Origin of the sequence: Pseudomonas sp. Z18(2022) (assembly GCF_036346535.1) — a bacterium.
GTDB classification, from domain to species: Bacteria; Pseudomonadota; Gammaproteobacteria; order Pseudomonadales; family Pseudomonadaceae; genus Aquipseudomonas; species Aquipseudomonas yamanorum_A.
In genome coordinates this window covers 43,600-69,442 of record NZ_JAOTOA010000027.1, presented here as the reverse complement: position 1 = coordinate 69,442, position 25,843 = coordinate 43,600, and the positions used below count along the sequence as shown (strand labels likewise).

At 61.9% G+C, this 25,843-nt stretch carries 24 protein-coding genes; 13 read left to right on the top strand and 11 right to left on the bottom strand.

The genetic code is table 11. From position 1 onward, the window contains the following. Nucleotides 1-64: 64 nt before the first annotated feature. Nucleotides 65-1,489 carry an aldehyde dehydrogenase gene (aldA, locus tag V3W39_RS30205; RefSeq protein WP_330213938.1) on the bottom strand — a complete coding sequence of 475 codons (1,425 nt, stop codon included), beginning with the start codon at nucleotides 1,487-1,489 and terminating at the stop codon, nucleotides 65-67. 207 nt (nucleotides 1,490-1,696) lie between these two features. On the opposite strand from aldA, the gene ccoN reads away from it, so the two are divergent. Further along, a complete protein-coding gene (gene ccoN, locus V3W39_RS30200; protein WP_177046353.1) occupies nucleotides 1,697-3,124 on the top strand; it encodes a cytochrome-c oxidase, cbb3-type subunit I in 1,428 nt (475 codons plus the stop codon). Continuing rightward, nucleotides 3,124-3,345 carry a cbb3-type cytochrome c oxidase subunit 3 gene (locus tag V3W39_RS30195; protein ID WP_177046355.1) on the top strand — a complete coding sequence of 74 codons (222 nt, stop codon included), beginning with the start codon at nucleotides 3,124-3,126 and terminating at the stop codon, nucleotides 3,343-3,345. The genes ccoN and V3W39_RS30195 overlap by 1 nt, the downstream gene beginning before the upstream one ends. A gap of 115 nt (nucleotides 3,346-3,460) precedes the next feature. Here the strand turns inward: V3W39_RS30195 and V3W39_RS30190 are convergent, their stop codons facing one another. Beyond that, nucleotides 3,461-3,955 carry a hypothetical protein gene (locus V3W39_RS30190; RefSeq protein ID WP_294738730.1) on the bottom strand — a complete coding sequence of 165 codons (495 nt, stop codon included), beginning with the start codon at nucleotides 3,953-3,955 and terminating at the stop codon, nucleotides 3,461-3,463. Nucleotides 3,956-4,081: 126 nt separating this feature from the next. Here V3W39_RS30190 and V3W39_RS30185 point away from each other — a divergent pair, with 126 nt between their 5' ends. Then, nucleotides 4,082-4,777 carry an aspartate/glutamate racemase family protein gene (locus V3W39_RS30185; protein WP_177121396.1) on the top strand — a complete coding sequence of 232 codons (696 nt, stop codon included), beginning with the start codon at nucleotides 4,082-4,084 and terminating at the stop codon, nucleotides 4,775-4,777. Here the strand turns inward: V3W39_RS30185 and V3W39_RS30180 are convergent. Next, entirely contained in the window at nucleotides 4,774-5,286 is a 513-nt protein-coding gene (locus tag V3W39_RS30180; protein ID WP_330213937.1) for a GNAT family N-acetyltransferase, read from the bottom strand. The genes V3W39_RS30185 and V3W39_RS30180 overlap by 4 nt on opposite strands. A 204-nt stretch (nucleotides 5,287-5,490) precedes the next feature. Between V3W39_RS30180 and V3W39_RS30175 the strand changes: the two genes are divergently transcribed. The 4 genes from V3W39_RS30175 (at nucleotide 5,491) to V3W39_RS30160 (ending at nucleotide 9,770) form a co-directional block, all read left to right on the top strand. Beyond that, nucleotides 5,491-6,462: a helix-turn-helix transcriptional regulator gene (locus V3W39_RS30175; protein WP_177046363.1), complete on the top strand. Its 972-nt coding sequence runs from the start codon at nucleotides 5,491-5,493 to the stop codon at nucleotides 6,460-6,462. A 138-nt stretch (nucleotides 6,463-6,600) separates the two neighbouring features. After that, nucleotides 6,601-7,446, top strand: coding sequence for a transporter (locus V3W39_RS30170; RefSeq protein ID WP_371321496.1), 846 nt, complete (start codon nucleotides 6,601-6,603; stop codon nucleotides 7,444-7,446). 22 nt (nucleotides 7,447-7,468) lie between these two features. Further along, nucleotides 7,469-8,644, top strand: coding sequence for an MFS transporter (locus V3W39_RS30165; protein ID WP_330213936.1), 1,176 nt, complete (start codon nucleotides 7,469-7,471; stop codon nucleotides 8,642-8,644). A gap of 13 nt (nucleotides 8,645-8,657) precedes the next feature. Next, nucleotides 8,658-9,770 carry a class II histone deacetylase gene (locus tag V3W39_RS30160; protein WP_330213935.1) on the top strand — a complete coding sequence of 371 codons (1,113 nt, stop codon included), beginning with the start codon at nucleotides 8,658-8,660 and terminating at the stop codon, nucleotides 9,768-9,770. Here the strand turns inward: V3W39_RS30160 and V3W39_RS30155 are convergent. Together V3W39_RS30155 and V3W39_RS30150 are read right to left on the bottom strand one after the other, a co-directional pair. Continuing rightward, nucleotides 9,767-10,909, bottom strand: coding sequence for a glycerate kinase (locus V3W39_RS30155; protein ID WP_330213934.1), 1,143 nt, complete (start codon nucleotides 10,907-10,909; stop codon nucleotides 9,767-9,769). The two genes, V3W39_RS30160 and V3W39_RS30155, sit on opposite strands and share 4 nt — an antisense overlap. Nucleotides 10,910-11,000: 91 nt before the next feature. Beyond that, complete coding sequence (locus V3W39_RS30150; protein WP_177079758.1) at nucleotides 11,001-12,107, bottom strand: sugar diacid recognition domain-containing protein; 1,107 nt, start codon at nucleotides 12,105-12,107, stop codon at nucleotides 11,001-11,003. Between the two features lie 159 nt (nucleotides 12,108-12,266). On the opposite strand from V3W39_RS30150, the gene V3W39_RS30145 reads away from it, so the two are divergent. Both V3W39_RS30145 and V3W39_RS30140 read left to right on the top strand, forming a co-directional pair. After that, nucleotides 12,267-13,577 carry an MFS transporter gene (locus V3W39_RS30145; RefSeq protein ID WP_330213933.1) on the top strand — a complete coding sequence of 437 codons (1,311 nt, stop codon included), beginning with the start codon at nucleotides 12,267-12,269 and terminating at the stop codon, nucleotides 13,575-13,577. A gap of 231 nt (nucleotides 13,578-13,808) precedes the next feature. Continuing rightward, the gene (locus V3W39_RS30140; protein ID WP_256348161.1) at nucleotides 13,809-14,153 is read left to right on the top strand and encodes a hypothetical protein; all 345 of its coding nucleotides are present in this window, start codon (nucleotides 13,809-13,811) and stop codon (nucleotides 14,151-14,153) included. Nucleotides 14,154-14,209: 56 nt separating this feature from the next. Here V3W39_RS30140 and V3W39_RS30135 read toward each other — a convergent pair whose 3' ends face one another. Next, nucleotides 14,210-14,914, bottom strand: coding sequence for an SDR family oxidoreductase (locus V3W39_RS30135; protein ID WP_330213932.1), 705 nt, complete (start codon nucleotides 14,912-14,914; stop codon nucleotides 14,210-14,212). 100 nt (nucleotides 14,915-15,014) lie between these two features. Here V3W39_RS30135 and V3W39_RS30130 point away from each other — a divergent pair, with 100 nt between their 5' ends. The 3 genes from V3W39_RS30130 (at nucleotide 15,015) to rarD (ending at nucleotide 18,022) form a co-directional block, all read left to right on the top strand. After that, nucleotides 15,015-15,917, top strand: a complete 903-nt coding sequence (locus V3W39_RS30130) for a LysR family transcriptional regulator (RefSeq protein WP_330213931.1) — start codon at nucleotides 15,015-15,017, stop codon at nucleotides 15,915-15,917. A gap of 76 nt (nucleotides 15,918-15,993) precedes the next feature. Further along, nucleotides 15,994-17,004, top strand: a complete 1,011-nt coding sequence (locus V3W39_RS30125; RefSeq protein ID WP_177121389.1) for an aldo/keto reductase — start codon at nucleotides 15,994-15,996, stop codon at nucleotides 17,002-17,004. A 136-nt stretch (nucleotides 17,005-17,140) separates the two neighbouring features. Continuing rightward, nucleotides 17,141-18,022: an EamA family transporter RarD gene (gene rarD, locus V3W39_RS30120; RefSeq protein ID WP_177046382.1), complete on the top strand. Its 882-nt coding sequence runs from the start codon at nucleotides 17,141-17,143 to the stop codon at nucleotides 18,020-18,022. A gap of 118 nt (nucleotides 18,023-18,140) precedes the next feature. Here rarD and hppD read toward each other — a convergent pair whose 3' ends face one another. Both hppD and V3W39_RS30110 read right to left on the bottom strand, forming a co-directional pair. After that, on the bottom strand, nucleotides 18,141-19,217 hold the full coding sequence (gene hppD / locus V3W39_RS30115; RefSeq protein ID WP_177046384.1) for a 4-hydroxyphenylpyruvate dioxygenase: 1,077 nt from the start codon (nucleotides 19,215-19,217) through the stop codon (nucleotides 18,141-18,143). A 248-nt stretch (nucleotides 19,218-19,465) separates the two neighbouring features. Further along, nucleotides 19,466-20,389, bottom strand: coding sequence for a DMT family transporter (locus tag V3W39_RS30110; RefSeq protein WP_330213930.1), 924 nt, complete (start codon nucleotides 20,387-20,389; stop codon nucleotides 19,466-19,468). Nucleotides 20,390-20,466: 77 nt separating this feature from the next. On the opposite strand from V3W39_RS30110, the gene V3W39_RS30105 reads away from it, so the two are divergent. After that, nucleotides 20,467-21,357 (top strand): LysR family transcriptional regulator, encoded by an 891-nt coding sequence (locus tag V3W39_RS30105; protein WP_330213929.1) that lies wholly within the window; start codon nucleotides 20,467-20,469, stop codon nucleotides 21,355-21,357. On the opposite strand, the gene V3W39_RS30100 is transcribed toward V3W39_RS30105, so the two are convergent. The 3 genes from V3W39_RS30100 to V3W39_RS30090 all read right to left on the bottom strand — a co-directional run bounded on the left by V3W39_RS30100 (nucleotide 21,330) and on the right by V3W39_RS30090 (nucleotide 25,839). Next, the gene (locus tag V3W39_RS30100; RefSeq protein ID WP_330213928.1) at nucleotides 21,330-22,076 is read right to left on the bottom strand and encodes a fimbrial biogenesis chaperone; all 747 of its coding nucleotides are present in this window, start codon (nucleotides 22,074-22,076) and stop codon (nucleotides 21,330-21,332) included. The genes V3W39_RS30105 and V3W39_RS30100 overlap by 28 nt on opposite strands. After that, a complete protein-coding gene (locus V3W39_RS30095; protein WP_330213942.1) occupies nucleotides 22,076-22,741 on the bottom strand; it encodes a fimbrial protein in 666 nt (221 codons plus the stop codon). Before V3W39_RS30095 ends, V3W39_RS30100 begins: the two co-directional genes overlap by 1 nt. Before the next feature lie 494 nt (nucleotides 22,742-23,235). Beyond that, nucleotides 23,236-25,839 carry a fimbria/pilus outer membrane usher protein gene (locus V3W39_RS30090; protein WP_330213927.1) on the bottom strand — a complete coding sequence of 868 codons (2,604 nt, stop codon included), beginning with the start codon at nucleotides 25,837-25,839 and terminating at the stop codon, nucleotides 23,236-23,238. Nucleotides 25,840-25,843: the final 4 nt, after the last annotated feature.

The following is a 25,843-nucleotide window of genomic DNA, read 5'->3' as shown; positions in this document are numbered from 1 at the left end:
GGGCACCCACTGTGCAGGTGCCCCGATAATTGTTTTTATTGAGGTGAAGCCGGTGGTCGGTGAATCAGTACTTCATGACCACCAAACGGGTCTGGGTGAATTCAAGCATCCCGTGCTTGCCGTCATCGCCGCCCAGCCCTGAGCGTTTCCAGCCGGCGTGGAAGCCCTGGTAAGGGTCCGCCGGGGTGCGATTGACGTACAACTCGCCGGCCTCAATGGCATTGGCGACTTTCATGGCGGTGCGGTAGTTCTCGGTGTAGAGCACCGACGACAGGCCGAACTGGTGGTCGTTGGCCATGGTCAGGGCTTCGTCGATGTCGCGGTACTTGAGCACCGGCAGCACCGGGCCGAAGATTTCTTCCTGGATGATTTCCATGCCCTGGCGGCAGCCACTGAGCAGGGTCGGCGGGTAGAAATGGCCCGGGCCTTCGGGGAGTACCCCGCCTGTTTCCAGTACAGCACCGTCGGCGATGGCGCGCTCGACCATGGCGTGAATATTCTGCCGGGAGCTGGCGTTGACCAGCGGGCCCATCAAGCCTGCGTCAGTGGCGCGGTCACCGAATTTGACGGCGCTGATCTTCGCTTTGAGCAGCGCCAGGAATCGGTCGTAGACGCTTTCCTGCACGTACACGCGCTCTACCGCCGTGCACAGCTGGCCGCAGTGGGTGGTCTTGGACGCGATGATGTCGCTGGCGGCCTTTTCCAGGTCGGCATCGGCCTCGATGATCGCCGGGGTCTTGCCGCCCAGTTCCAGGGACGGCTTGGCGATGTTGGCCTTGCAGTAATCCAGCACGATGCGCCCGGCGTTGACGCTGCCGGTCAAGGTGATCAAGCCCACGGCCTTGTGAGTGCACAGGGCGGCCGCAGTGGCGTGGTCCATGGTCAGGATGTTGATCACGCCGGCCGGCATGCCCGACTGCTCAACCGCGCGGGCGATTTCGAAGGCGGACAACGGGGTGTTGTTGCTCGGGCGCACCACCACGGTGTTGCCGGCAATCAGCGCCGGGGCGATTTTGCGCAGCAGGGTGTAGACCGGGTAGTTGAACGGGATCAGGCACGCCACGACACCAATCGGCTCGCGTTGCAGGAACAGGTTTTCGTCCGGGGTGTCGCTGGGAATGATCTCGCCTTCGATGCGACGTGCCCATTCGGCGTGGTAACGGGTGATCTGTGCGGCGTAGCGCGCTTCGTTGCTGGCGTCGTCGAGGCTTTTGCCGGATTCGCTGGCCAGCGCCTTGCCTATGCTTTCAGCGCAGGTTTCGAGGGCGCCGGCGAACGCCCGCAGGTGTTCGGCGCGCTGGATGCTGGTGAGTTTGCCCCAGGTTTTCTGTGCGGTGGCGGCGGCGTCGACGGCGGCAATGGCTTCGTCAGGGGTGGCGGCGGACACCAGGCCTACCTGGGCCTCGGTCGCGGGGTTGTAGACCGCGATTTGGGTGGCGCTGGCAGGTTCGGCGAAGTGGCCGTTGAAAAAGTTGCGCTCGATTTGCATGTGGTTTTTGCCCAATCGTTGTTGTTTTGCGAGTGACTTGCAGTTTTGTCATTGGGCGGGGGTTGGACAAACGATTTATTGACGGGGGTAACGTGCGAAAAATGCAGGTTAGTGGCTGATCCGTATTAATGACCCGGGTCTGAGTCTGTATTGTTCTACCCATACTTCCTACAGTGCCGCCCACTTGGAACCGTGGGAGGACTAAGCATGCAACCAGCATCAACCGCACAGGCCTACAACTACAAGGTCGTGCGTCAATTCGTCATTGCAACCATCGTTTGGGGCGTGGTCGGCATGGCCATGGGCGTGTGGATCGCCTCGCAACTGGTCTGGCCCGAGATGAACCTCGACCTGCCGTGGACCACCTTCGGGCGCCTGCGCCCGCTGCACACAAGCCTTGTGATCTTCGGTTTTGCCGGCAGCGCGCAATTCGCCGCCAGCTACTACGCAGTACAGCGCACCTGCCAGGTACGGCTGTACTCGGACAAGCTCGCGGCCTTCACATTCTGGGGCTGGCAGTCGGTGATCGTGATCATGTTGGTCAGCCTGCCGCTGGGCTACACCACCACCAAGGAATACGCCGAGATCGAGTTCAGCGGCGCCGTGTGGATGACCGTGGTGTGGGTGGCCTATGCCATCGTGTTCTTCACCACCGTGGTGCAGCGCAAGACCCAGCATATCTACGTCGGCAACTGGTTCTTCGGCGCGTTTATCGTGGTGATCGCCATGCTGCACGTGGTCAATCACCTGTCGATCCCGGTGGACTGGTTCAAGTCCTACCCGGTGTATTCCGGCGCCACCGACGCCATGGTGCAGTGGTGGTACGGGCACAACGCCGTGGGTTTCTTCCTGACCACGGGTTTTCTGGGGATGATGTACTACTTCGTGCCAAAGCAAGTCGGGCGGCCGGTGTATTCCTATCGCCTGTCCATCGTGCACTTCTGGGCCTTGATCACCCTGTACATCTGGGCCGGCCCGCACCACTTGCACTACACCGCGCTGCCGGACTGGGCACAGTCGCTGGGCATGGCGATGTCGCTGATTCTGCTGGCGCCCAGCTGGGGCGGGATGATCAACGGCATGATGACGCTCTCGGGGGCCTGGCATAAATTGCGCACCGACCCGATCCTGCGCTTCCTGGTGCTGTCGCTGGCGTTCTATGGGATGTCCACGTTTGAAGGGCCGATGATGGCGATCAAGACCGTCAACGCCCTGTCCCACTACACCGACTGGACCATCGGCCACGTCCACGCCGGCGCCCTGGGCTGGGTGGCAATGATCACCTTTGGTTCGCTGTACCACATGATCCCGAAGGTGTTCGGGCGCGCGCAGATGCACAGTGTGGGGCTGATCAATATGCACTTCTGGCTGGCGACCATCGGCACGGTGCTGTACATCGCCTCGATGTGGGTCAACGGCATCACCCAGGGGTTGATGTGGCGGGCGGTGAACGACGACGGCACCCTTACCTATTCCTTTGTGGAAGCCTTGCAGGCCAGCCATCCGGGGTTTGTGGTGCGGTTTGTCGGCGGGGTGTTCTTCCTCAGCGGCATGCTGCTGATGGCCTATAACACCTGGCGCACGGTGCGGGTGGCGGATTTGAAGGTGGCGCAGCTTGAAGCGCAGATCGCCTGATGTGGGAGATAGCCTTGAACCTGGCGGCGGTGATCGGCCTGTATGGCGCGGTGGAGTATTGCCTGCGGGGTGAGTCGAGGGAGAGCCTGGATGAGGCCAGCCTGATTCCGTTTGCCGATGACCCGGAGGTGGCGCGGCGGGTGGAGTTGGCGACGGGCAAACGGGTCAACGCGGTGGCGCCTGAAGAGGCAAAGCCGGGTTGGGGCAATGTCGATATTTGATAAAGGAATACGATCAATGTGGGAGCTGGCTTGCCTGCGATGCGGGCCACTCGGTGCTAATGAAACACCGCGGTGATGCTATCGCAGGCAAGCCAGCTCCCACAGAAGCCATGACTCAGCCGCGTTCGCGGGGAATCAGGCTCTGCAACTGCAAGGCCAGGAAGTTGGCATCGAAGCCAAAGGTGTCCGGGTCTTTCAAACCATTGGTTTTCTTCCACAACCAGTCGTTTTTCCCCGGCAGCAGCACCAGGGAAATGCTGCCGTAGCGGGCGGCGGTCAAGCCCATCACCGACAGCGAAATCAAGCCACCGGCGCCCATCACGTCCGGCACGAACTCAACCGGTTTGCCGGCGATATGGATGGTCAGTTTCTCGGTCTTGAAGGTGGAGGTCTCCACCGGCACGCTGGGGCCGGAAGCCACGTACGCTTCGCGCTGCACCTCCAGCAAACCGACGGTCTTCACCGGTTCCAGCCATTGCTCGATCTGGCCGAACAACTCGCTGATCTTCTGTGCCCAATGGGCCGACTGCACTTCGAACTGCTGCTTCTTGTGGGCTTCGCTGTCGGCGTAATGACGCAGCATCTCGCCCAGTTGTTGTACATCGTCCATTGCCGTGTTCCTTGGGTGACCCATGTTGCGAACCTTGATCATGGCAGATGCCGCACACCGGCGTATGACTAAAGCGCAGAGCTTGGGTAATGTGGTGCCCTCGCCCGTCCATTTCAGGAGCATCGCATGCGCACCATCGGCCTTATCGGCGGCATGAGCTGGGAGTCCAGCGCCGAGTATTACCGCATCATCAACCAGAGCGTGCGCGACCAGCTGGGGCCACTGCGCTCGGCGCAACTGTTGATGTACAGCGTCGACTTCGGCCCGGTGGAGCAGGCCCAGCACGCCGGGCGCTGGGACGACGCGGCACTGATCCTCGAAGATGCCGCCCGCCGCCTGCAAGCCGGTGGCGCCGAATGCATCGTGCTATGTACCAACACCATGCACCTGGTGGCGCCGCGCATAGAAGCGGCGGTGTCCGTACCGTTTCTGCATATTGCAGACGCGGCCGGCGCGGCGGCGGTAGAGGCCGGCACCCTCACCGTCGGGCTGCTGGGCACCGCGTTTACCATGGAACAGGAGTTTCTCAAGTCACGCCTGGCGGCCCAGGGCTTGACCGTGCTGGTGCCCGACGCGGACGAGCGCCAGGCCGTGCACCGGATCATCTATGAGGAGTTGTGTGTCGGGGTGATCAGCGACGCATCCCGCGAGGTGTACCAACGGGTGATCGAGTCCCTGGCGGCACGTGGTGCCCAGGCCATCATCCTTGGATGTACGGAAATCAGCCTGTTGATCAAACCGCAGCACAGCGACCTGCCACTGCTGGACACCACCGAGCTGCATGCGCAGGCTGCGGTGGCGTTTGCGTTGCTGGACGACTAGGCAGGCTTGCGGATACGCGCCATGGTCAGGGTGTCGACGAATGCGCCGTCACGCACGGCGTAATCCCGCAGCCGGCCTTCGGTCTCGAAGCCGAACTTGTGGTACAGGCGGTGGGCGGCTTCGTTGTCGGCGTACACCGTCAGTTCCACCCGGTGCAGGTTCATCCAGTTATCTGCCACCTCCAGCGCGGCGCCCAGCAACCGGGAGCCCACGCCCTTGCCCTGCCAGGCGGTGGCCACGCCCATGCCGAACGAACCGACGTGGCTTTGGCGTACGCGCAAATACTGTTCAAGGCCGAGTTGGCCGATGACCTCACCCGCGTGCACCGCCACCAGTTGTAGCCGCCGTTCGTTGTCCTGCACCAGGCGTTTGCGCCAGGCCTCGACCGACTGGAAAGGCATTTGCAGCACCTGACGGCACACAGCCGGGTCGTTGTAGAGCGCAGTGACGCCTTCAAGGTGGGCCTCGGTAAAGCGCGTGATAACGATCTTGGGTTCAGGTGTGTGCATGGTGTTTCGTCCTTTGAAAAACACGTGGCCGACCAGTGTAGGCGGCACAGCGGTTTTTTGGCGAGCACAAATCCTGCCGCACATCGTGCATCTGTAGGATAGCGATCGGCTCCCACAGCGCCGATACTTCACCCAGGCCCTGCCCCGTTTCGGCCTTCAGACCCTGTGACTAGAACAATAAAAAAGTCCCACAGAGGAACGCCCATGAGCCATCTTGATCCCCCCGGCCTGTTACAGGCTTTCAGCACCCTGACGCTTGATCTGCAACGCCTGGCCCAACATCAGGACATCGAACAGTTTCATGGCCATGCCCTGACGCGCATCAGCCAACTGCTGCCCTTCGACAGCGCCTGGTGGGGCCGCGCCGCGATCATCGATGGCCTGCCGGAAGAACACAGCAGCTACCTGCATCACCTGCCGCACACGTATCTGGCCGACTGGCAGTCGATCCGCCATGTGGACGTGACGGTCGGGCTGGTGCACGAGGCGCCCGGCCAGGCGGTGATTGTCGACATGCTCGACCCCGCCAACGGCCCGGGCCAGAACTGGTTGGGGCAGCGCTATGACATTGGCGAGTTGTTGTGTGTGATCCACGTCGACCCGCAAACCCGCCTCAGTGACCACTTGAGCCTGTACCGCAAGCCCGGCGCGCCACGGTTCAACCAGGACGACTGCCAACTGCTGAACAACCTGATGCTGCACCTGGTGGCGGCCGTCTCGGCGAACCAGATCCGCACCCTGGTGGCCATGCGCGAAACCCTTACCAGCCCGCGCAACCTGGCCCTGGCGGTCTGCGACCAGCGCGGGGTGTTGCAGTGTGCCGAACGCGGGTTTGTCGACCTGCTGCTCAGTGAGTGGCCGCAATGGAGCGGCCCCGCCCTGCCGGTGCCGTTGAGTCAGCGCGGGCATGAGGGCAAGCACATCCATATCGAAGCCTCGGCCGTGGGCGATCAGTTTCTGTTGGCCGCGCGCCTCAACCGCGCCCTGCCCCAGCTCAGTCCCAGGGAGAACGACGTGGCCCAGGGCTTTGGGGAAGGCAAGACCTACAAGGAAGTCGCCCGCGACCTGGGCTTGTCACCGAACACCGTGCGCCATCACATCCGCGCCATCTACAGCAAGCTCGGGGTCAAGGACAAGGCGCGCATCGCGCACTTGCTGCACGCCCCGCCCGACTGACCTCACCCCTTAATTCGCTGCTTTTTTGCGCTGTCGTTTTGACGGCCACGGGCGCCCTTTGCCCATTTTCCGCTGCCATCCATCACATTCCATAAGAGATGCCTTGCGATGAATCACTCCACCTTGCGTCACCTGGCCATGCTGCTGGGCGGCACCCTGCTGAGCCTCGACAGCCAGGCCGCCGACCTCAACGCCCGGGACTTTTTCGGCGCGCCGTCCGGCACCAGCCTCGGCGTGCTGTACTTGCCGGCCACGCGCTACGATGATTTCCACGGCCCGGCCGACACCACCGGCAAGGCCGACTTGAAGGTCAACGCCGTGGCGTACCGCCAAGTGTTTTTCACTGACGTCTGCGGCACGCTGTGCACCCCGCAATTTATCCTGCCCTTCGCCGACATCAACGCACGCTTGCCCGGCGCCAGCCAGCACACCGGCGAGAGCGGCTTTGGTGACCCGCAGGTTGGCGGCACGCTGTTTTTCATCAACGACCCGGCCGCACGCACCTACAGCGGGCTGTTGAGCCTGATCACCGTGCCGGTGGGCGAGTACCACAGCAAAAACCCCGACGTGTCCCCCGGGGCCAATCGCTGGGGCGCGACTTTCGTTTACAACTACACCCAGGGCATTGGCGAGAAATGGGTGCTGGAAGCCAACCTCGAAGCCCAGTTGTACGCCACCAATGACGACTATTTCGGCAGCGACCTCAAGCAAGACCCGCTGTACCGCCTGCAAGCCTTCGCCTCCTACGACTTCAGCCCGGCCACCTACGGCGCCCTGCGTTTGATCCACGCCGATGGCGGCGAGCTGCGCATCAACGACCAGCGCATCGACGACACCCACAAGCGCTACACCCAGGTGGGTTTCGAGGTAGGGCATTGGCTCGACCGGCAGAACCAAGTGATGTTCAGCCTTTCGCAAAACGTCGCGGCATCCAACGGCTACGCAGGCACCGACGCCCTGTTGCGGCTGGTCCATGTGTTCTGAATCACTTTCCCGGAGCTTGCCCATGAACACTCAGACCCACGCTGCAACCGCCGGCCTTTCGGCGCGGTCCTGGCCGTTGCTGGCGGCGATCATCCTGTTCGCCGCCATCACCCCGACCATCCTGATGACCGCACCGGCGGTGGCCGCGCAACTGGCCAGCCAATGGCAGTTGAGCCCGTCCCACATCGGCGACCTGTTCTCCACCGAGCTGGGGGCGATGAGCCTGGCCACCCTGCCCGCCTTCTGGTGGCTGAAACGGGTGGACTGGCGCCTGGCAGCCCTGGTCGCCGCCTTGGCATTCATTGCCGCCAACCTGTTGTCGATGCTCGCCGACACCTACGCCACCTTGCTTGCCTTGCGCTTTATGAGTGCCTTGGCGGGCGGTTCGTTGATGATCATCTGCCTGGCCAGCGCGGCCGCCACTGCCAATCCGAGCCGGGTCTACGGCTTGTGGGTGATGGGGCAACTGGTGGTCGGAGCCGTCGGCCTCGGCGTGCTGCCCGGACTGTTTGCGCGCTATGGCCTCGGCGCCTGCTACCTGACTCTTGCGGGACTGATGACGCTGCTGTTGCCACTCGCCCGGTGTTTCCCGTCCGGCAGCCCGCCGCGCCAGCAAACCGATGCGGCGCCGATACCTGGCTCCCGGATGAAGGCTGCGCTGGGCATCGCCGGGATCCTGGCTTTCTACATCAGCCTCGGCGGCGTCTGGACCTTTATCGGCGCCATCAGCAGTGGCGCTGCAATCTCCGCGCAACACAGCGGTGAAGTGCTGGCCCTGGCCACCGTGATGGGCATCGTCGGCGCCGGCTGTGCCTCGCTGATCGGCACACGGCTGCCACGCCTGCTGCTGTTGCTGGTGGGCTACGCCCTGATGGCCGGTGCGGTGCTGTTGCTGAGCGGTACCCCAACACTGATGCGCTTTGCCCTGGCAGCACTGCTGTTCAAGTTCACCTGGACCTTCATCCTGCCGCTGATTCTCGCCTGCCTGGCCGACCTCGACCGCAGCGGCAAGCTGATGAACACCTCCAACCTGGTGATCGGTGCGGGCCTGGCCATCGGGCCGGCCATTGCCGGGCGGCTGATCGAAGCCAGCGGCGGGTTTGCCTCGCTGCTGGTGGGCGGTGCCGCCGTCACCCTGTTGTCCCTGGCGCTGATGCTCGGCAGCCGCTCCACACCTGACGCTGTTTTAACTCGCTGAACTGGAGACTCTGATGAACCGAACCACCGCGTTTTTCTTTGATGAACTAAGCCTCTGGCACAGCGCCGGCGCCCACGCCCTGACTTTGCCGGTGGGCGGTTGGGTGCAGCCGCCTGCCGGCAGCGGGCATGCCGAGTCGCCGGAGACCAAGCGGCGCTTGAAAAGCCTGCTGGACGTGTCCGGGCTGAGCCGTCACCTGCAACAGCACAGCGCAGTCCCGGCCACTGACGAGGACTTGCGACGGGTGCACGGTGCCGACTACCTGCAACGCTTCAAGGCCCTGAGCGATGCCGGCGGTGGCGAGCTGGGCCCACAGGCACCGATCGGCCCGGGCAGCTACGAGATCGCCCGACTCTCCGCCGGGCTGGCCATCGCGGCGGTGGACGCGGTGCTGAGCGGACAGGTCGAGAATGCCTACTCACTGTCGCGACCACCGGGGCATCACTGCCTGGCGGACGGTGCCATGGGCTTTTGCTTCCTGGCCAATATCGCCATCGCCATCGAGGCCGCCAAGGCCCGTCGCGGTTTGGGCAAGGTCGCCGTGATCGACTGGGATGTGCACCATGGCAACGGTACCCAATCCATCTTCGAAGCACGCGGCGATGTATTGACGATCTCCCTGCACCAGGACGGCTGCTATCCGCCGGGCTACAGCGGTGAGCAGGACCGTGGCCGTGGCGACGGCCTGGGCGCGAATATCAATATCCCGTTGCCGCCGGGCAGCGGCCACGAAGCGTATCTGCACGCGATGGAGCGCATCGTGGTGCCGGCCCTGGAGCGTTTCGAGCCCGAACTGATCATCGTCGCCTGCGGCTACGACGCCAACGCCGTCGACCCGCTGGCGCGAATGCTGCTGCACAGCGAGTCGTTCCGCCTGATGACCCGCGCGGTGCGCCAGGCCGCCGAGCGGCTGTGCCAGGGGCGCCTGGTGCTGGTGCATGAAGGTGGATACAGCGAGGCCTATGTGCCGTTCTGCGGGCTGGCGACGCTGGAGGAACTGGCCGGGGTGCGCACGGCGGTGGAAGACCCGATGCTGGAGTTCGTCCAGTTGCAGCAGCCCAAGGACGTACTGCTGGGGTTTCAGCGCCAGTGGGTCGACCGACTGGCGCAGGGCTTTGAGGCTTAGACCGCCGGGGCCGACACACGCCAGAGCCGGGCGATGTCCGAGGCGCGCTCGCGCAACAGGCGCGGCGCCTCGCTGCAGGCCTGCTCCAGGGTAGTCGGGCCGGACGGCAAGGCGAATGCGGCATCCACGCCATGGGCGTACATCTGCTCATAACCCTCACCCAACGTGCCGGCGATCACGATCACCGGCACGTTGTGCTGTTTGGCGATCCGTGCCACGCCAAACGGGGTTTTGCCCCGCAGGGTCTGGGCGTCGAAACGGCCTTCGCCGGTGATCACCAGGTCCGCGCCGCGCACGGCGTGTTCAAGGCCCACCAGTTCGGCCACCACTTCCACACCCGCACGAAATTGCGCGCCAAGGAACGCCTTGGCGGCAAAACCCAAGCCACCGGCAGCGCCGCTGCCGGGCTCGTCACGTACATCCTTGGGCAATACCTTGGCGCAGTGATCGGCGAAATGGCCGAGGGCGGCATCCAGTTGTTCGACTTGCCGGGGATTCGCCCCTTTTTGCGGGCCGAAAATCGCCGAGGCACCGTGGGGGCCGCACAGCGGGTTGTTCACGTCAGCAGCGATTTCGAAGCGCACCTCGGCCAGGCGTGGGTCCAGTTGATCCAGGCTGATACTCGACAGTTTGGCCAGTGCCAGGCCGCCCAAGGGCAATGCGGCACCTTCGGCATCAAACAATTGCACACCGAGGGCCAGCATCGCGCCGGCGCCGCCGTCGTTGGTGGCGCTGCCGCCAATCGCCAGGATGATGCGCCGGGCGCCGGCATCCAGTGCAGCGCGGATCAGCTCGCCGGTGCCAAACGTGCTGCTGGAACAGGCATCGCGTTTGCCCGGCGGCACCAATTGCAGCCCGCTGGCCTCGGCCATTTCGATGATTGCGGTGTGGCTCTCGGCCAACCAGCCCCAATGCGCATCAACGCCGGCGCCCAACGGCCCTTGCACGTTGGTGGTACGCAGCTCGCCCTGGCAGGCGGCGAGTACCGACTCCACCGTACCCTCACCACCGTCCGCCATCGGGCACTTGATCAGCTCGGCGTCGGGCCACACCGTGGCCAACCCCTCGGCAATGGCATCCGCCACGCCTTCAGCACTCAGGCTGTCCTTGAACGAGTCGGGGGCGATGATGATTTTCATGGGCTTTCTCCGGTTTTTATAACGCCCATGCTGCCAGTTGGCACCGGCAATAACGCCGGTCCATTGCACAAGAGTGGCTGGGGTTTGTTGTTCATTTCGACAAAGCCTGGGGCAAGAGCTGTACGCCGAGGTACAACGCGAGCATGCCGTCGAGGGTCAGCGGGTCGACGCCGCTCAGCTCGGCGATGCGCTCCATGCGATAGCGCAGGCTGTTGCGGTGGATACCCAGGGCATCGGCGCAGGCCTGGCTTTGGCCGTCGTGATCACACCAACTGCGCAGGGTCGCCAGCAACTGGCCGTTGCTGTCCTTGGCCAGTACCTTGCGCAGCGGGTTGAGGAGTTCGTCGAGGGCGTCGTCGTTGCGGTGGCGCCAGAGCATCACCGGCAGTCGGTAGCGGGTAAGGGTCAGCAAACGTGATTCGGGCAGCACATCGCGGCCATAGGCGAGCAGATCGCCGACGCGTCGGTAACAACGGCGTAGCCCGGCCAGGCCATCCGCTTGCCCGCCGACGGCGACCCGCAGGACGTTCCAGCCCAGGCCGTCGAGTTTTTCCAGCAGGCGCGGGTTGTCGACTTGCACCGAGGCGGGCCTGCACCACAGCAGGGAAAACTGCGCGGAGCTGACGCACCAGCTGTCGGGGTAGCGCGAGGTCAGCCAGGCGCTCAAGGCCTCGGCCGACTGGCCGCTGCCCAATTCAAACAGGTACGGCGTACGCGCCAGCTGCGGCTTGAGGCCCAACTGCTGCGCTTCGTCCACCAGGCGCGGTGAATCGCCGGTCTCGGCCAGCAGCAATGCCAACAGGTCATCGCAGCGTTGGCGGCGCCATTGCTGCTCGGCTTGCTGGTGACGCTGGCTCACCAGCATCTCGGCGGTCATGCGCACCAGTTGCGCATAGGTGCGCAGCAACTCCGGTTCGCCGGTAATGCCCAGGACGCCGATCAGGCGCTGATCGTGCAGCAACGGCAGGTTGATCCCGGGTTGCACACCCTTGAGGTGCTTGGCGGTCTGGCTGTCGATCTCCACCACCCGCACATTCGCCAGCACCAGCTGCGCGCCTTCGTGGCGGGTGTTGATACGCTCGGGTTCGCCGCTGCCCAGGATCAGGCCCTGGCTGTCCATGACGTTGACGTTATAGGGCAGGATCGCCATGGTGCGATTGACGATATCCTGCGCCAGGTCATGATCCAGCTCGAACATGGGGCTAAATTCCTGGAAAGTGGGTTGTTCATAGGCACAGCGCAAACGATGCCTGACTGTGCGCGAGCACAAAGACATCACCCCTTGAGGTGGCCGAGACTCATTGGGCGATCAACGTTACCCTCGCATCGCGAAAAATCATAATAAAGAGAGACTGCCATGTCACAGAGCGCCGCTGTCACCCAGGCCACCGATGACGATAAAAACGCCGTATACAAGCGCATCACCCTGCGCCTGATCCCCTTCATTTTCATCTGCTACCTGTTCAACTACCTCGACCGCGTCAACGTCGGCTTTGCCAAGTTGCAGATGCTCGACGACCTGAAATTCAGCGAGACCGTGTACGGCCTCGGTGCCGGGATCTTCTTTATCGGCTATGTGCTGTGCGGCGTGCCGAGCAACCTGGCGTTGACCAAATTTGGTCCTCGGCGCTGGATTGCGCTGATGATGATCGTCTGGGGCACCTTGTCCACCTGCCTGCTGTTCGTCACCACGCCTAACCACTTCTACGGCTTGCGCCTGCTGACCGGCGCGGCTGAAGCCGGGTTCTTCCCGGGTGTGGTGCTGTACCTCTCGCAGTGGTTCCCGACCTTCCGCCGTGGGCGGATCATGGCGCTGTTCATGTCGGCGATCCCGGTGTCCGGCTTGCTCGGCAGCCCGTTCTCCGGCTGGATCCTCAACCACTTCGCCGCCGGCCAAGGCGGGCTTGCGGGCTGGCAGTGGATGTTCCTGCTGCAGGGCATCCCGACGGTGATCCTCGGCGCCCTCGCCTACTTCCTGCTCAGCGACAGCTTTGCCAACGCCAAGTGGCTCACACCCCACGAGCGCGCGGTACTGGAAGCCGACCAGGCGACCGACCTGGCCAACAAGCCGAAGACCACCAGCGACTCGTTGCTGGCAGTGTTCAAGAACCCGGCCATCTGGGCGTTCGGCCTGATCTACTTCTGTATCCAGAGCGGCGTGTATGCCATCAACTTCTGGCTGCCGTCGATCATCAAGAACATGGGTTTCAGCGATAACCTGGTGATTGGCTGGTTGAGTGCGATCCCGTATCTGCTGGCGGCGGTGTTCATGCTGCTGGTGGGCCGCTCTGCCGACTTGCGCAAGGAGCGTCGCTGGCACCTGGTGGTGCCGATGCTGATGGGCGCGATCGGGCTGGTGATTGCGGTCAACTTTGCAACCACGCCGGCCATCGCAATCCTCGGCCTGACCATCGCCACCATGGGCGCCCTCACCGGCTTGCCGATGTTCTGGCCGGTGCCCACCGCGATGCTCAGCGCAGGTGCCGCCGCCGGTGGTTTGGCGCTGATCAACTCCATGGGCCAGATGGCGGGTTTCCTCAGCCCGTATATCGTCGGGTTTGTGAAGGATGCCACCGGGTCTACGGACCTGGCGCTGTACTTGCTGGCGGCGGTGATTGTCGCGGGCAGCGTGCTGGCGTTGCGCATGACGCGCACACTCAAGGCCTGACATCAGGGTAAACCGGCGCTGTCGACATCCACGGCGGCGCCGGTGTTTTTATAGTCAAAACACCGCCGGTCCCTCGTATTAACTCCAGCACCAAAGCCAAGTAACAAGAAGGCTACAAACCTTACCTAACCTTTACTCTGGCGCCGCGTAATCCCCTCAAAAAGCACTGTCTGAAACGTATGCCCGGGAATATGATTAAAACCGGTTCGATGCATAGGTAGAGGACTTGTCATGATCAGTCGACTCTCAAAAATGAAAGTAGCCATCGTGCTTATTGCCACCCTCGCCATCGCAGGGCAAGCAGAAGCCCGTGGTGGGTACGGCTATGGATGGGGTCACGGTGGTTACCGTGGAGGCTGGGGCTGGGGTGGCCCGGCACTGCTGGGCGCAGTGGTTGGCGGGCTGGTAGTGGGTTCGGTGGTCGCCAACTCCCAGCCTCCGGTCTACGTGCAACAACCGGTTTACGTGCAACCGCAGCCGGTGTACATCCAGCAACCGCCGCCGGTCTACTACCAGGCGCCGCCGCCTCCGGGCTATTACTACCCGCCGCAACCGGTTCCGCAGCCGCGTTATTGATCGCTCACCCTTGCAGGTCCCGCATGAAAGCGGGGCCTGTCTGGATTGACCGGCGCTTAGAGTAATCCGCCGCCGTCGACATCAATCACGCTGCCAGTGACAAACCCGTTTTCCATCGCCAGCACATACCCGGCCGCCACTTCTTCGGCCTGCCCCACTCGCCCCACCGGCAATGCCCCGCCCGCCTTGGCAAACATCGCCAGTCGCTGCTCCTCGGACAAGCCAGAATACGCCTCGGTATCGATCACCCCAGGGCTCACAACATTGACCCTGCGTGGCGCCAGTTCCTTGGCCAGTTGCTTGCCGAGCGCTTCAGTCGCCGCATTGATCCCGGTCTTGATGAACTGCCCTGCCACCGTTTTGCGCCCCAATTGCCCCGAAGTCAGGGTAATGCTGCCGCGCTCGTCGAGAAACGGCAGCGCCGACTGGATCGCCCGCAGCGAGCCCCAGAGCTTCACGTTGTAGTTGTCTTGCGCCAGGTTCAGGTCGGTCTCGATCAAGGTCTTGGCCTGTACCGCAGGGCCGGCGGTGTAGACCAGATGGTCAAAACGCCCCACTGTTTCAAACAGGCGCTGCAAGGAGGCGGCGTCGGTCACGTCCACCTGCTCGCTGCGCACACCGTTCTCCACGGCTGAAGACAAGCGTCGCCCGGCCAGCACCACGTGGGCCCCGCGTGCCAGAGCCTGTTTGGCCACGGCCGCACCAATACCGCTGCTGCCACCGATGACGATGACGGTTTTGCCGTTGAGGGGAGAAGTCATGAAGAAATACCTGGCTGGGAAAATGAGCTTTCATCTTCCCAGCTTGGCAATCGTTGAAAAATCCCGGTAAAACGACAAGATCTTTAAAGGATTTTTACAGATGAGCTCAATCCTCGATCTTGAAGTGTTCGTGCGCACCGCCGATACAGGCAGCCTGTCGGCGGCGGCCCGCAGCTTGAGCCTGACCCCGGCAGCCGCAAGCATCGCCCTCAAGCGCCTGGAAACCCGTCTGGGTATCCGGCTGCTGGCGCGCTCCACCCGCAGCATGCGCCTGACCGAGGAAGGCCGGCGCTACCTCGACAGCGTGCGCGTGGCGCTGGAAGCATTGTCGGAGGGCGAGCAGGCGATCAAGCAGCAGGGCCAGAGCTTGAGTGGTTTGCTGCAATTGGCGGCGCCCTCGGATTTCGGGCGCAATGTGCTGCTGGGCTGGCTGGATGAGTTCAAGCTCGAACACCCGAATGTGCGCCTTCAATTGCTGCTCAACGACAGCAATGCCGACCTGTTCCGCGAAACCGTCGACATCGCCCTGCGCTTCGGCGTACCACGGGATTCCAGCCTGGTGGCACTGCCGGTGGTGCCCGATCACCAGCGCATGGTGTGTGCCAGCCCAGACTACCTGGCACGCCACGGTACGCCCCGCACCCCACAGGACCTGGCGCAACACAGCACCCTGCGCTACATGCGCCAGGGCCGGGCGAACAACACCTGGTATTTTCGCCAGGGCTCCGTGCTCCAGGAAGTCGAGGTGAGCGGCGACTACCTGAGCGATGACGGCGAGATCGTGCGGCGCTGGGCGCTGGCCGGGCATGGCATTGCCTATAAAGCACGGCTGGATGTGGCCCGCGATATCAAGGCCGGGCGCCTGGTGCCGTTGCTCACCGACTGGCAAGGCGAGCCGACGCCATTCAATTTGATGTGCCCGCACCGGCTGCAAGTGTCGGAACGGGTCAAGGTGCTGCATCGCTTCCTGCAACTGCGCTGCGCCGAACTATTACCGCAATAACCGTCGCGGGGCTTGTTCCAGAGCCTTGCTCTCTGGTATTGGATAGGCACTGTCTCCCCCTTTTGAGGTGTTCACGATGATTTACCGCACACTGGGCCAGTCCGGGTTGAAGGTCAGCGCACTGACCCTGGGCAGCATGATGTTTGGCGAGCAGACCAGCACCGAGGACTCGCTGCGCATCATCGACAAGGCCTGGGACCAAGGCATCAACTTTATCGACACCGCCGACGTCTACACCGGCGGGCGCTCCGAGGAAATCGTCGGTGAAGCCATCGCCCGCCAGCGTCAGGATTGGGTGCTGGCCTCCAAGGTGGGCATCGGCCCGGTGGATGGCCTGCCAAACCGCAGCGGCTTGAACCGCAAGCGGATTTTCAATGCGCTGGAAGCCAGCCTGACGCGCCTCGACACCGATTACCTGGACATCTACTACCTGCACCGTGAAGACCACAACACGCCGCTGGAAGTGACGATTTCTGCGATTGGCGACTTGATCCGCGAAGGCAAGATCCGCCATTGGGGCCTGTCCAACTACCGCGGCTGGCGTATCGCTGAAGTGATCCGCGTGGCCGAACGCCTGGGGGTAGACAAGCCGATCATCAGCCAGCCGCTGTACAACATCGTCAACCGCCAGGCCGAGGTGGAGCAGATCACCGCCGCCGCCGCGTATGGCCTGGGCGTGGTGCCTTACAGCCCGCTGGCCCGTGGCGTGCTCAGCGGCAAATACGCGCCGGACGTGACGCCTGAAGCCGGCAGCCGCGCCGGGCGCCAGGACAAGCGCATCCTGGAAACCGAATGGCGCGTGGAGTCCCTGCGTATCGCCCAGCAGATCCAGCAGTACACCCAGGGCCGCGGCGTAGGGATTGTCGAGTTCGCGATTGCCTGGGTGCTGAATAACTCGGCGGTCAGCTCGGCGATTGTCGGGCCCCGCACCGAGGCACAGTGGGATGCCTACACCGGCGCGCTGGAGGTGAAGATCACGGCGCAAGATGAGGCATTCATTGATTCGCTGGTCACTCCGGGGCATTCCTCGACGCCGGGTTTCAATGACGTGAGCCACTTCGTGTCGGGGCGGATTGCCCGGCCATAACCACGCTTTACGGGAGGATCCGAGAAATCCTCCCGTAAACTGCCCCAAAACAGCGCAAACATCTCACCTTAAAAGCACTATATTCCCTCCCTGAAATCTTCCCTCTTTTGTATAAATCGGTTTTCGCGAGGACAGCGTGTCTAAAGGTGTTGTGTTATCGGTCTTGGCCTCGGTGTTGTTTGCCGTAATGTATTACTTCACGTCGCTGCTCACGCCCTTGAGCGGCCTGGAGATTTTCGGCTGGCGGATGTTGCTGACGGTGCCTTGCATGACCGTGTTCATGGTCGTCAGTGGCGAGTGGCGCCGTGCCTGGGAGTTGGTGCGTCTGGCCGCAGCCAAACCCACGTTGATTGGCGGGCTGGTGCTGTCTTCGGCCTTGCTGGGGGTGCAGTTGTGGCTGTTCATGTGGGCACCGCTCAACGGGCGCAGCCTGGATGTATCCCTGGGGTATTTCCTGCTGCCGTTGACGATGGTGCTCACCGGACGCCTGGTGTATGGCGAACAGTTGTCGCGCCTGCAAAAGGTCGCGGTGTTTTTTGCAGCCTGCGGCGTGCTTAACGAGCTTTATCAGGTAGGCGGTTTTTCTTGGGCCACGCTGGTGGTGATCATCGGTTACCCGATCTACTTCATCGTGCGCAAACGCCTGAAGACCGACCACCTCGGCGGGCTGTGGCTCGATATGGCGCTGATGTTGCCGGTGGCGTTGTGGTTTGTACAAAGCGGCGAGCAGGGTTTTGCCGTGCTCGACGCCCACAAGGGTTTGTACGCCCTGATCCCGATGCTGGGCTTGATCAGTGCCTCGGCGCTGGTGTGCTACATCGTCGCCAGTCGCTTGTTGGCGTTCAGCCTGTTCGGGCTGCTCAGTTATGTGGAGCCGGTGCTGTTGCTCGGCGTGGCATTGCTGCTGGGGGAAAGCATCAAGGCCGGCGAATGGCTGACGTATATCCCGATCTGGCTGGCGGTGATGGTGCTGGTGTTTGAAGGTTTCAAGCACCTGGTTCGCCAGCGCAAGGCCTGATGTGAACCTGTAGGAGCGAGCTTGCTCGCGAAAAACCTGAGAGCAACGCGTTCATCCAGAATGTACGCGTTTTCGTTAACGTTCTTCGCGAGCAAGCTCGCTCCTACAGAAAGCAGGATCAGTCAGCGGTGAGCACACCACGACGTACCTGGTCACGCTCGATGGATTCGAACAGTGCCTTGAAGTTACCCTCGCCGAAGCCGTCGTCGCCCTTGCGCTGGATGAACTCGAAGAACACCGGGCCCATCAGGGTTTCCGAGAAGATCTGCAGCAGCAGGCGCTTGTCGCCCGCCACTGACGAACCGTCCAGCAGGATGCCCCGCGCTTGCAGTTGGTCCACCGGCTCGCCGTGGTTCGGCAGGCGGCCTTCGAGCATTTCGTAGTAGGTATCCGGTGGCGCGGTCATAAAGCGCATGCCGATTTTCTTCAGCGCGTCCCAGGTCTTGACCAGGTCATCGGTGAGGAACGCCACGTGCTGGATGCCCTCGCCATTGAACTGCATCAGGAACTCTTCGATCTGCCCGGCGCCCTTGGACGATTCTTCGTTCAGCGGGATGCGGATCATGCCGTCCGGGGCGCTCATGGCCTTGGAGGTCAGGCCGGTGTATTCGCCCTTGATGTCGAAGTAGCGCGCTTCACGGAAGTTGAACAGCTTCTCGTAGAAGTTCGCCCAGTAGGCCATGCGCCCGCGGTACACGTTGTGGGTCAGGTGATCGATAACCTTCAGGCCGGCACCCACCGGGTTGCGCTCGACGCCTTCGAGGTAGACGAAGTCGATGTCATAGATCGAGCTGCCCTCGCCGAAGCGGTCGATCAGGTACAGCGGCGCACCACCGATACCCTTGATCGCCGGCAGGTTCAGTTCCATCGGGCCGGTTTCGATATGGATGGGCTGGGCGCCCAGTTCCAGCGCCCGGTTGTAGGCCTGTTGCGAATCCTTGACGCGAAACGCCATGCCGCACACCGACGGGCCGTGCTCGGCCGCAAAGTAGGAAGCAATGCTGTTGGGTTCGTTGTTGAGGATCAGGTTGATCTCGCCCTGACGGAACAGGTGCACGTTCTTGGAGCGGTGGGTCGCGACCTTGGTGAAGCCCATGATCTCGAAGATCGGCTCCAGAATGCCCGGGGTTGGCGATGCGAATTCGATGAACTCAAAGCCCATCAGGCCCATTGGGTTTTCGTACAGGTCTGTCATTTTCGGTGCCTCATCATTCTTGTCATTAACGGATGTCGTTAGTTGCCAGCAAGGATGAGGTGGGAAGGAGGCGCACAGGAGATACCCCGCACGCTGCGGGCGAGGAAGTCACCAAAGATGAGGGGGGACCCGAGTAGCTTCATGGTTACATCAGTCTCTTACGGGCGAGGCTTGCGTTAGCGCAAGTCCTTATTCTTGTATGCGTAAATCGATTCTACACAGCGTAAACAGATTTGTCCGTACTCTTATCAAATCCCCATTGCCCTCGCCCGCGCAAGGGGTTTGTTGCACAGGTAGATGCCCAGCAGGATCACGGCTGCGCCCATCAGCATCGGCGTGGTCAGTTGCTCACCGAGCAGCAAAGCGCCGCAGATGACCGCCGTCAGCGGATTGAGGGCGATGAAAACGCCCGCGCGGGTGGCGCCGATACGGCGCAGGCCATCGTAATAGCCGATATAGGCCAGCGCCGAGCCCAGCACGCCGAGGTACAACAAACTCGTCAGTTGGGGCAGATCGATGGCGCTCAGTGCGGCCACCGTCAACCGGCCCGTCGCCAGCGTGGTGATCGTCAGCATCAGCGTGCCCAGCAGGATCGACCAGGTCACAGTTTGCAACGGCCCGAGGTGTTGGTTGAGGCTGCGGGAGAACAGCGAGTACACACCCCACCCCACCACACAGCCAAAAATCAGCAGGTCACCGATCCAGGCATCCGCCGCGCCCTGCAACAGCTGTGGGTTACGGCTGACAATTACCAGCCCCGCGCCGCCCAGGCACAGCGCGATACCCAGCAGTTTGAGCGGCCCTAAACGCTCCTTGAACAGCAGCCACGACGCCAGGCCAATCACCGCCGGGTTCAACGCCACAATCAGCGATGCCCTCGACGCATTGATGTAATGCAGCCCGTAGAAAAAGCACAGGTTGTAGAAAAAGATCCCGAAAAAACCCAGCACGCTTAATTGCACCCACTGCGCGATGGTCGGGCGCACCAGACGAATACGTGCCACGCCCAGGAAGCCCAGCAACGCCAGGCTGGCCAGCACAAAGCGCACGGTCGCTGCCAGCAGCGGGTCCAGGCCTGCGGCCAGATAGCGCCCGGCAACGAAGGTGCCGCCCCAGATCATGGTCACGGCCGCCAGCTTCAGATAGGTGAGACGGTCAGAGGTCGGGGTCATCAGATTTCTACTCAGGAAACACAGGAATGGCTTATTGTTTGGCTAATCCCTTGTCATCGTAAAATGAGTAAATACTCATGACCCTTACCCAGCTGGAAATCTTTTCACTGGTGGCCGAGCTGCAAGGCTTCACCAGCGCCGCCAATCGCCTGGGCATCAGCCAGTCGGCGGTGTCCCACGCAATCAAATCCCTCGAGCAGGAATTGGGTGTGGAATTGATCCGCCGCCATCAGTCCCAGGTGGAACTCAGTGATATCGGCCAACAGCTGCTGTTGCGCGCCCGGGCCATGCTCGGGTTGGCCAATACGCTGCAACAGGAAGCCGCCGATGCCCGCGGGATGAAGCGCGGGACGTTGCGCATCGGCTCTTTCGGGCCCACTTCGTCGATTCGATTGTTGCCCAGGATTCTGCAGCGCTTTGGCCAGTTGCACCCGGGTATTGAGGTGCATGTCGATGAAGGGCCGGATCGGCAGGTAATGCAGTGGCTGGAAGAGCGGCGCATCGATGTAGCGTTCGTGGTGCTGCCCGAGGAGCGCTTCGATACGTTCCCGTTGGTCGAGGACCAACTGGTGGCCCTTCTGCCCGTGAACCATCCTTCAGCCCATCAACCCTGGATCAGTTTGAAGCAGCTATGCAACACCCCATTTATCCTGACCCAGGCCGGGTCTGCCGAGCTGGTCTCGCGGCTGTTCCTCGGGGCCGGGCTCAAACCGGATATCCGCTACCGCTGCTCGCAGTTGCTGAGCACGCTGGACACTGTACGGCGCGGCAATGGTGTGACCATCGTTGCCGAGTTGTCACTGCCGCAGACGAACGAACCAGGTTATTTGAAAAAGCCACTGGCACCTGCCGTCAAGCGCCAGGTGGGGCTGGCCGTACTGGATCAACGCCAATCGTCTCCCGCCACCCTGGCGTTTATAAAGCTGGCAACCCAACAGGATTACTCATCGGACGTCCATTCGGCTTGATGGCTTTGTGTTGATCCGTTGTCGTCAATGGCCGTGAAACGGATCCCGGGCTTGTCCCGGGACGGGTCCGCCCCCGTCAAAAGCACGACTTCGGCAGTATACGGTGCGATCATCGGCGGGTCGTCGCTACGGCTTTGAACGCCATTGGCGGTCAATACAACGCTGGAAAGTGTCACGTAATAGGCACTGGGATTGCTGACCCCAAGCCTCGGTTCATCCCCCGCAAGCCTGCGCCATTTCAGCCCCTGCGGGGTCGCCAGAACGGACGACGACAATGTATTCGGGCGCAGAAACAATTTGATCCGTGCGCGAAACGCCACTTGCACCGTACTGGCTTCGCCCTCGGGCCTGGGCGGGACACCCAATACGTTGAGCCAGAACACCGACTCCCTGTCCGTTGGCAGCGCCGTGCCCTCCCCCTTATTGAACATCAGTCGCAACGCCTTGCCTTGACCGGCCTCCATACGCACGATGGGCGGACTCAGGCTAAAGGGAACATCGCTGAGTTCAGGCGCCAACTGCGCATCCCCATCGTCAACCCAGGCTTGTACCAACCGCGGGCCGCTGCTCTCGTTTGTCAGATTGACCGTGACCTCCCGCGCCTGCGCCGGATAGACCACACGGGTGCGGTCAATCACGATTTCCGCGCGAGGCAAGCTCGAAAACAGCAGCAGCACCAGGCCTGATGCAAATCCCGCCGGACTCAAAATCCAGCGCATCAGCGATAGGCCATGGTGAACGTTGCCACCCCGTTTGCCGTGCCCGGGGTAATGCTGGATCCGGTCTGAATATAACGGGCGGTCAGCGGAATAGTGAACGTCCCGTTGCCTGTGCTGCCTGCCAACCATTGGTTGGGGTTACCGATGGCCGAGGAGTCGGCGCCATAGCGGATCAGCGTGGGCCCGCGCAACAGCTGCAACGCCACACCGTCGGCGGTTGAGCCACCGGCCAGGGACAACACGTCGGTACGGTTGGCCGGTTGGGTCTGGTCGGTCACCGTGACGAATACATCGAGCGTGCTGCCGCCACCACCCCCGCAATTGAGTCGGATGCTTTCGGTGGCACTGCCGGCATGACTGCCGACCCCTTTGAATGCGCTGACCGTCACTTGCCCCAGAGACATTGGCACGGAAGACGTGGTAACGCTGCAGGTGGGTTTTAGCGGAGCGTTTATAACAACCCCGGGAATGATGAATCGGACGTTATTGTGGATGATCAAATCGAGGGGACGCAGATCAAAAGTTGCTACCTCCTGGGACCTGATGGTTCCTCCGACTGTAGGCCCAATCGCCACAAGAAAGACGCGTACGTTCGCCCCCCAGGCGCCGGGTTTGTTTTGCGTGGTTCCGTAAAGAACGGTTCGTCTGTCACTCAGTGCAACCATTGGACGGTTGGGGTCCTGAGCCGCCACTGCTATCCCCACCCCCGGCACATTCGTGCGATAGACACGTATGCTCAGACCCAACGCGTTAAGGCGAACGAGTGAGTCTTCCCCACCCAGATAGCCCCACATAACCGACTCAGCATATCTGGGGTGAAATATGTCCGTGTAAGTACAGCGCATCACGGATTGACTGTTGAAGGCATACCCGCTCGTATTACCAATTACCTGCCCGACTGCCGTTCCGGGAGGTACTGTGATGGGCGACGGGATGGAGATAACAATGTCTCTCGCCCCGCTTGGCTGACAGGTTCCAAAGGCGAACACACTGGACGATGCCACCAGACCGCACAGTATCAATACACCGCGCCCAAACCGATTCCCTGCCTTGGTCCACGTTCGGCGCCCAAGCTTGGTGACCATTGAACGACAGAAGCGGATGGCCATGTTCCCAACTCTCCAAGAATAGTTTGAGTGTTCCAATAAATCGTACATTTTCATATTCCTGTCACCGCGTGCGGTGCCCGCATCACCACGCATTGGCCTTGCAGAAAATCGGTATTGACTTGCCGCTCGCCACTGATTTGTTTCGGCAACTGATAGTCGATACTGCATTGCCCGCCCGCCGCATCGCTCCATTTCACGGTCAGCGAACCGCTGTCCGCGATCCCGCGCACAAACGCCTTGCTGGCCTGACCGACCACGCCCACTTCACGGCCCTGCTCATCGAACACTTGGGCGGCGAATGGCAGTGGCTGGCCGTTTTTCTGCGTGGCCTTGAGTATCACGGCGCGCCCACTGATGGTTTCGAAGGTGATCAATGTCACTGCGCCCAACGTCGGGGCCACCGTCTGGGTTGACTCCTTCAGCTCCACATCCAGGGCGGTGCCTTCGGGGTCGATCTCGACCACGTTGTTCTGGAAAGCCCTGAGTGACGGCACGACTGCGTAGCCGCTGCTGTCGATACGAGTACCGCCAGCGCCGCCCAGCATCGCGCCTTCGGCATTCGGTGCATGAACCAGCGTCGAGGCCTCCCCCAGGCTTTGGGACAAGGTCATGCCACCCGCGTGAGCAACAACAGCGCCATCGGCACTGAAGGACAACTGAGAACTGTCCCTGCTCTGGCCATACCCCGCCCGCAAGTTGGCCGCACGCGTGCGGTAGCCCGCATACGTATTGACATCGCTGGAGCTACTACCCCCGCTGGTACTGCGGTTAGCCGAAACCCCATAGCTGCCTTCGGCATTTTCCCCGTACAAACCGTTGATCCCCACTTGCTGCTGGGTGCCGCGGGACGAACCGGTGTCACGGGATAACGTGGTATTGATACTGGGCGATTTGAAATCACTGCCCAATGGCATCGACAGGGACAGCATGAAGCGATTGTCGATGCGACCCTGTTGCGCGGTGCGCCCAAAAAACACCTCGTCAGCAAGTTCACCATCAGTCAGTTGGCGGGTGTCCTCGATCCGCGAACGCTGGGCCGAAAGGTTCCAATTGACTTTTTTCCAAGTCGCCCCGTAGCCCACCGTAAACGAGGTCTGGCGTCCTTGCTGCTGCCCCCAGTAATCGACCGAGCTGCCATACAGGCTCAACGTACCGTCCCCCAGTTTTTGGCTGACGGTCAGGTCAATACGGCTTTTCTGACGGGCATAGCCATTGATGTCTTCGTCCCGGCGCCCGAGATCACGCACGTTGATCGCATCAGGCAAGCTGAGAAAACCGTCGGACGAAAAACGATAGGCCCCCAGCAAAAAATGCGTACCCGAGCTCGGCAGGTTCTTGTTGTAGCCCAGGCCAAAGCTGTGGCCGGACAAATTGCCCTGTCCCGGCACGCCCGTTCGCGAGCCACTGCCGTCCAGGGAAAACGCGCCGAGAGGCGTACTCACCGCCACACCGACCTTGCCCTGGTTATAACCCTCGGAAAATGAGCCGCCGCCATACAGCGTCACCTCGTCGGTCAGGCCTCGCTGTAACGTGCCCTGGAACACCGACGGGGCTTTGCCTTCGATCCCCCGCTGCTGTACCTCGCCCAAGGTTGCGCTGTATCGGATGGCGTCGGCACGCAACAACTGTGGGGTCACAGAATATGGCACTACAAAGGTGTTCCGGCGCCCGTCCACTTCGGTCACGCTGACGGTCAGGTCGCCGCCGGAGCCAGTGGCAAACAAATCACTGATGACAAAGGGACCTGGAGCAACCTTGGTTTCATAAATGGTGTAACCGTTCTGGCTGACCGTGACAGTGGCATTGCTGCTTGCCACACCACGAACCTGCGGCGCATAGCCTTGTTGCGATTGCGGCAACATGCGCTCATCGGTCGCCAGGGTCACGCCGCGTATGCGCACGCCGTCGAGAATCTGCCCACTGCTGAAGCTGTCGCCAATGGTCAGCTGTGACTTCCAGGGAGCGATGCTGCGCTGCACGTAGGTCGCGGTATTTTGATAAGGCTGCAAGCCAGTGCGAGAGTTTTGACTCAGAGCTCCCTGGTGCCGCAAACGCCAACTGCCCAGGTTAACGCCCGTATTGAGCCCCAGGTAGGATCGATCGTCTACGTTGCCCGAGGTGCGGGCCGACGTACTGAAGTTGTAGTTGAGCAAGCCGGCGGTGACGCCGTCATCCCAATAGGCCGGATCGACATAATCCCGGGCGGATTGCTTGAGGTAGAGCTGCGGAACGCTGGCAGACCACTCCAGCGCAGATGCATCAAAATTGCTGCTGGCCAGTGGAATCCATTGCCCCAGGTCGCCGCAGAGCGCGCCGTCCAGCCGCGGGCTGGTTTTCACGTCAAGGCCGGCGTCGCGCTCAACGTTGTCCCACGCAATACCCAACTGCTCCAGCATTTGCCGGGAAAAACAGGGCACGGCGCCACTTTTCGTATCGAGGGCGATAAAGTCGACATCGCGGCGCCCCACGCGCTGACCGTTGACGATGATATCAACGCGGTAAACACCAGGGCTCATGACGTTGCTGGTATTGAAACGGGACATGTCCACCGTGGCCGCCGTACCGCCGGAGAACGCTCCCAGATCAAAGGTCGGCGTGGTCGCAAAAGCCATCTCGGAGTAGATCAATACCGCGCCGAACAGCCCGCCAAGCATCAAC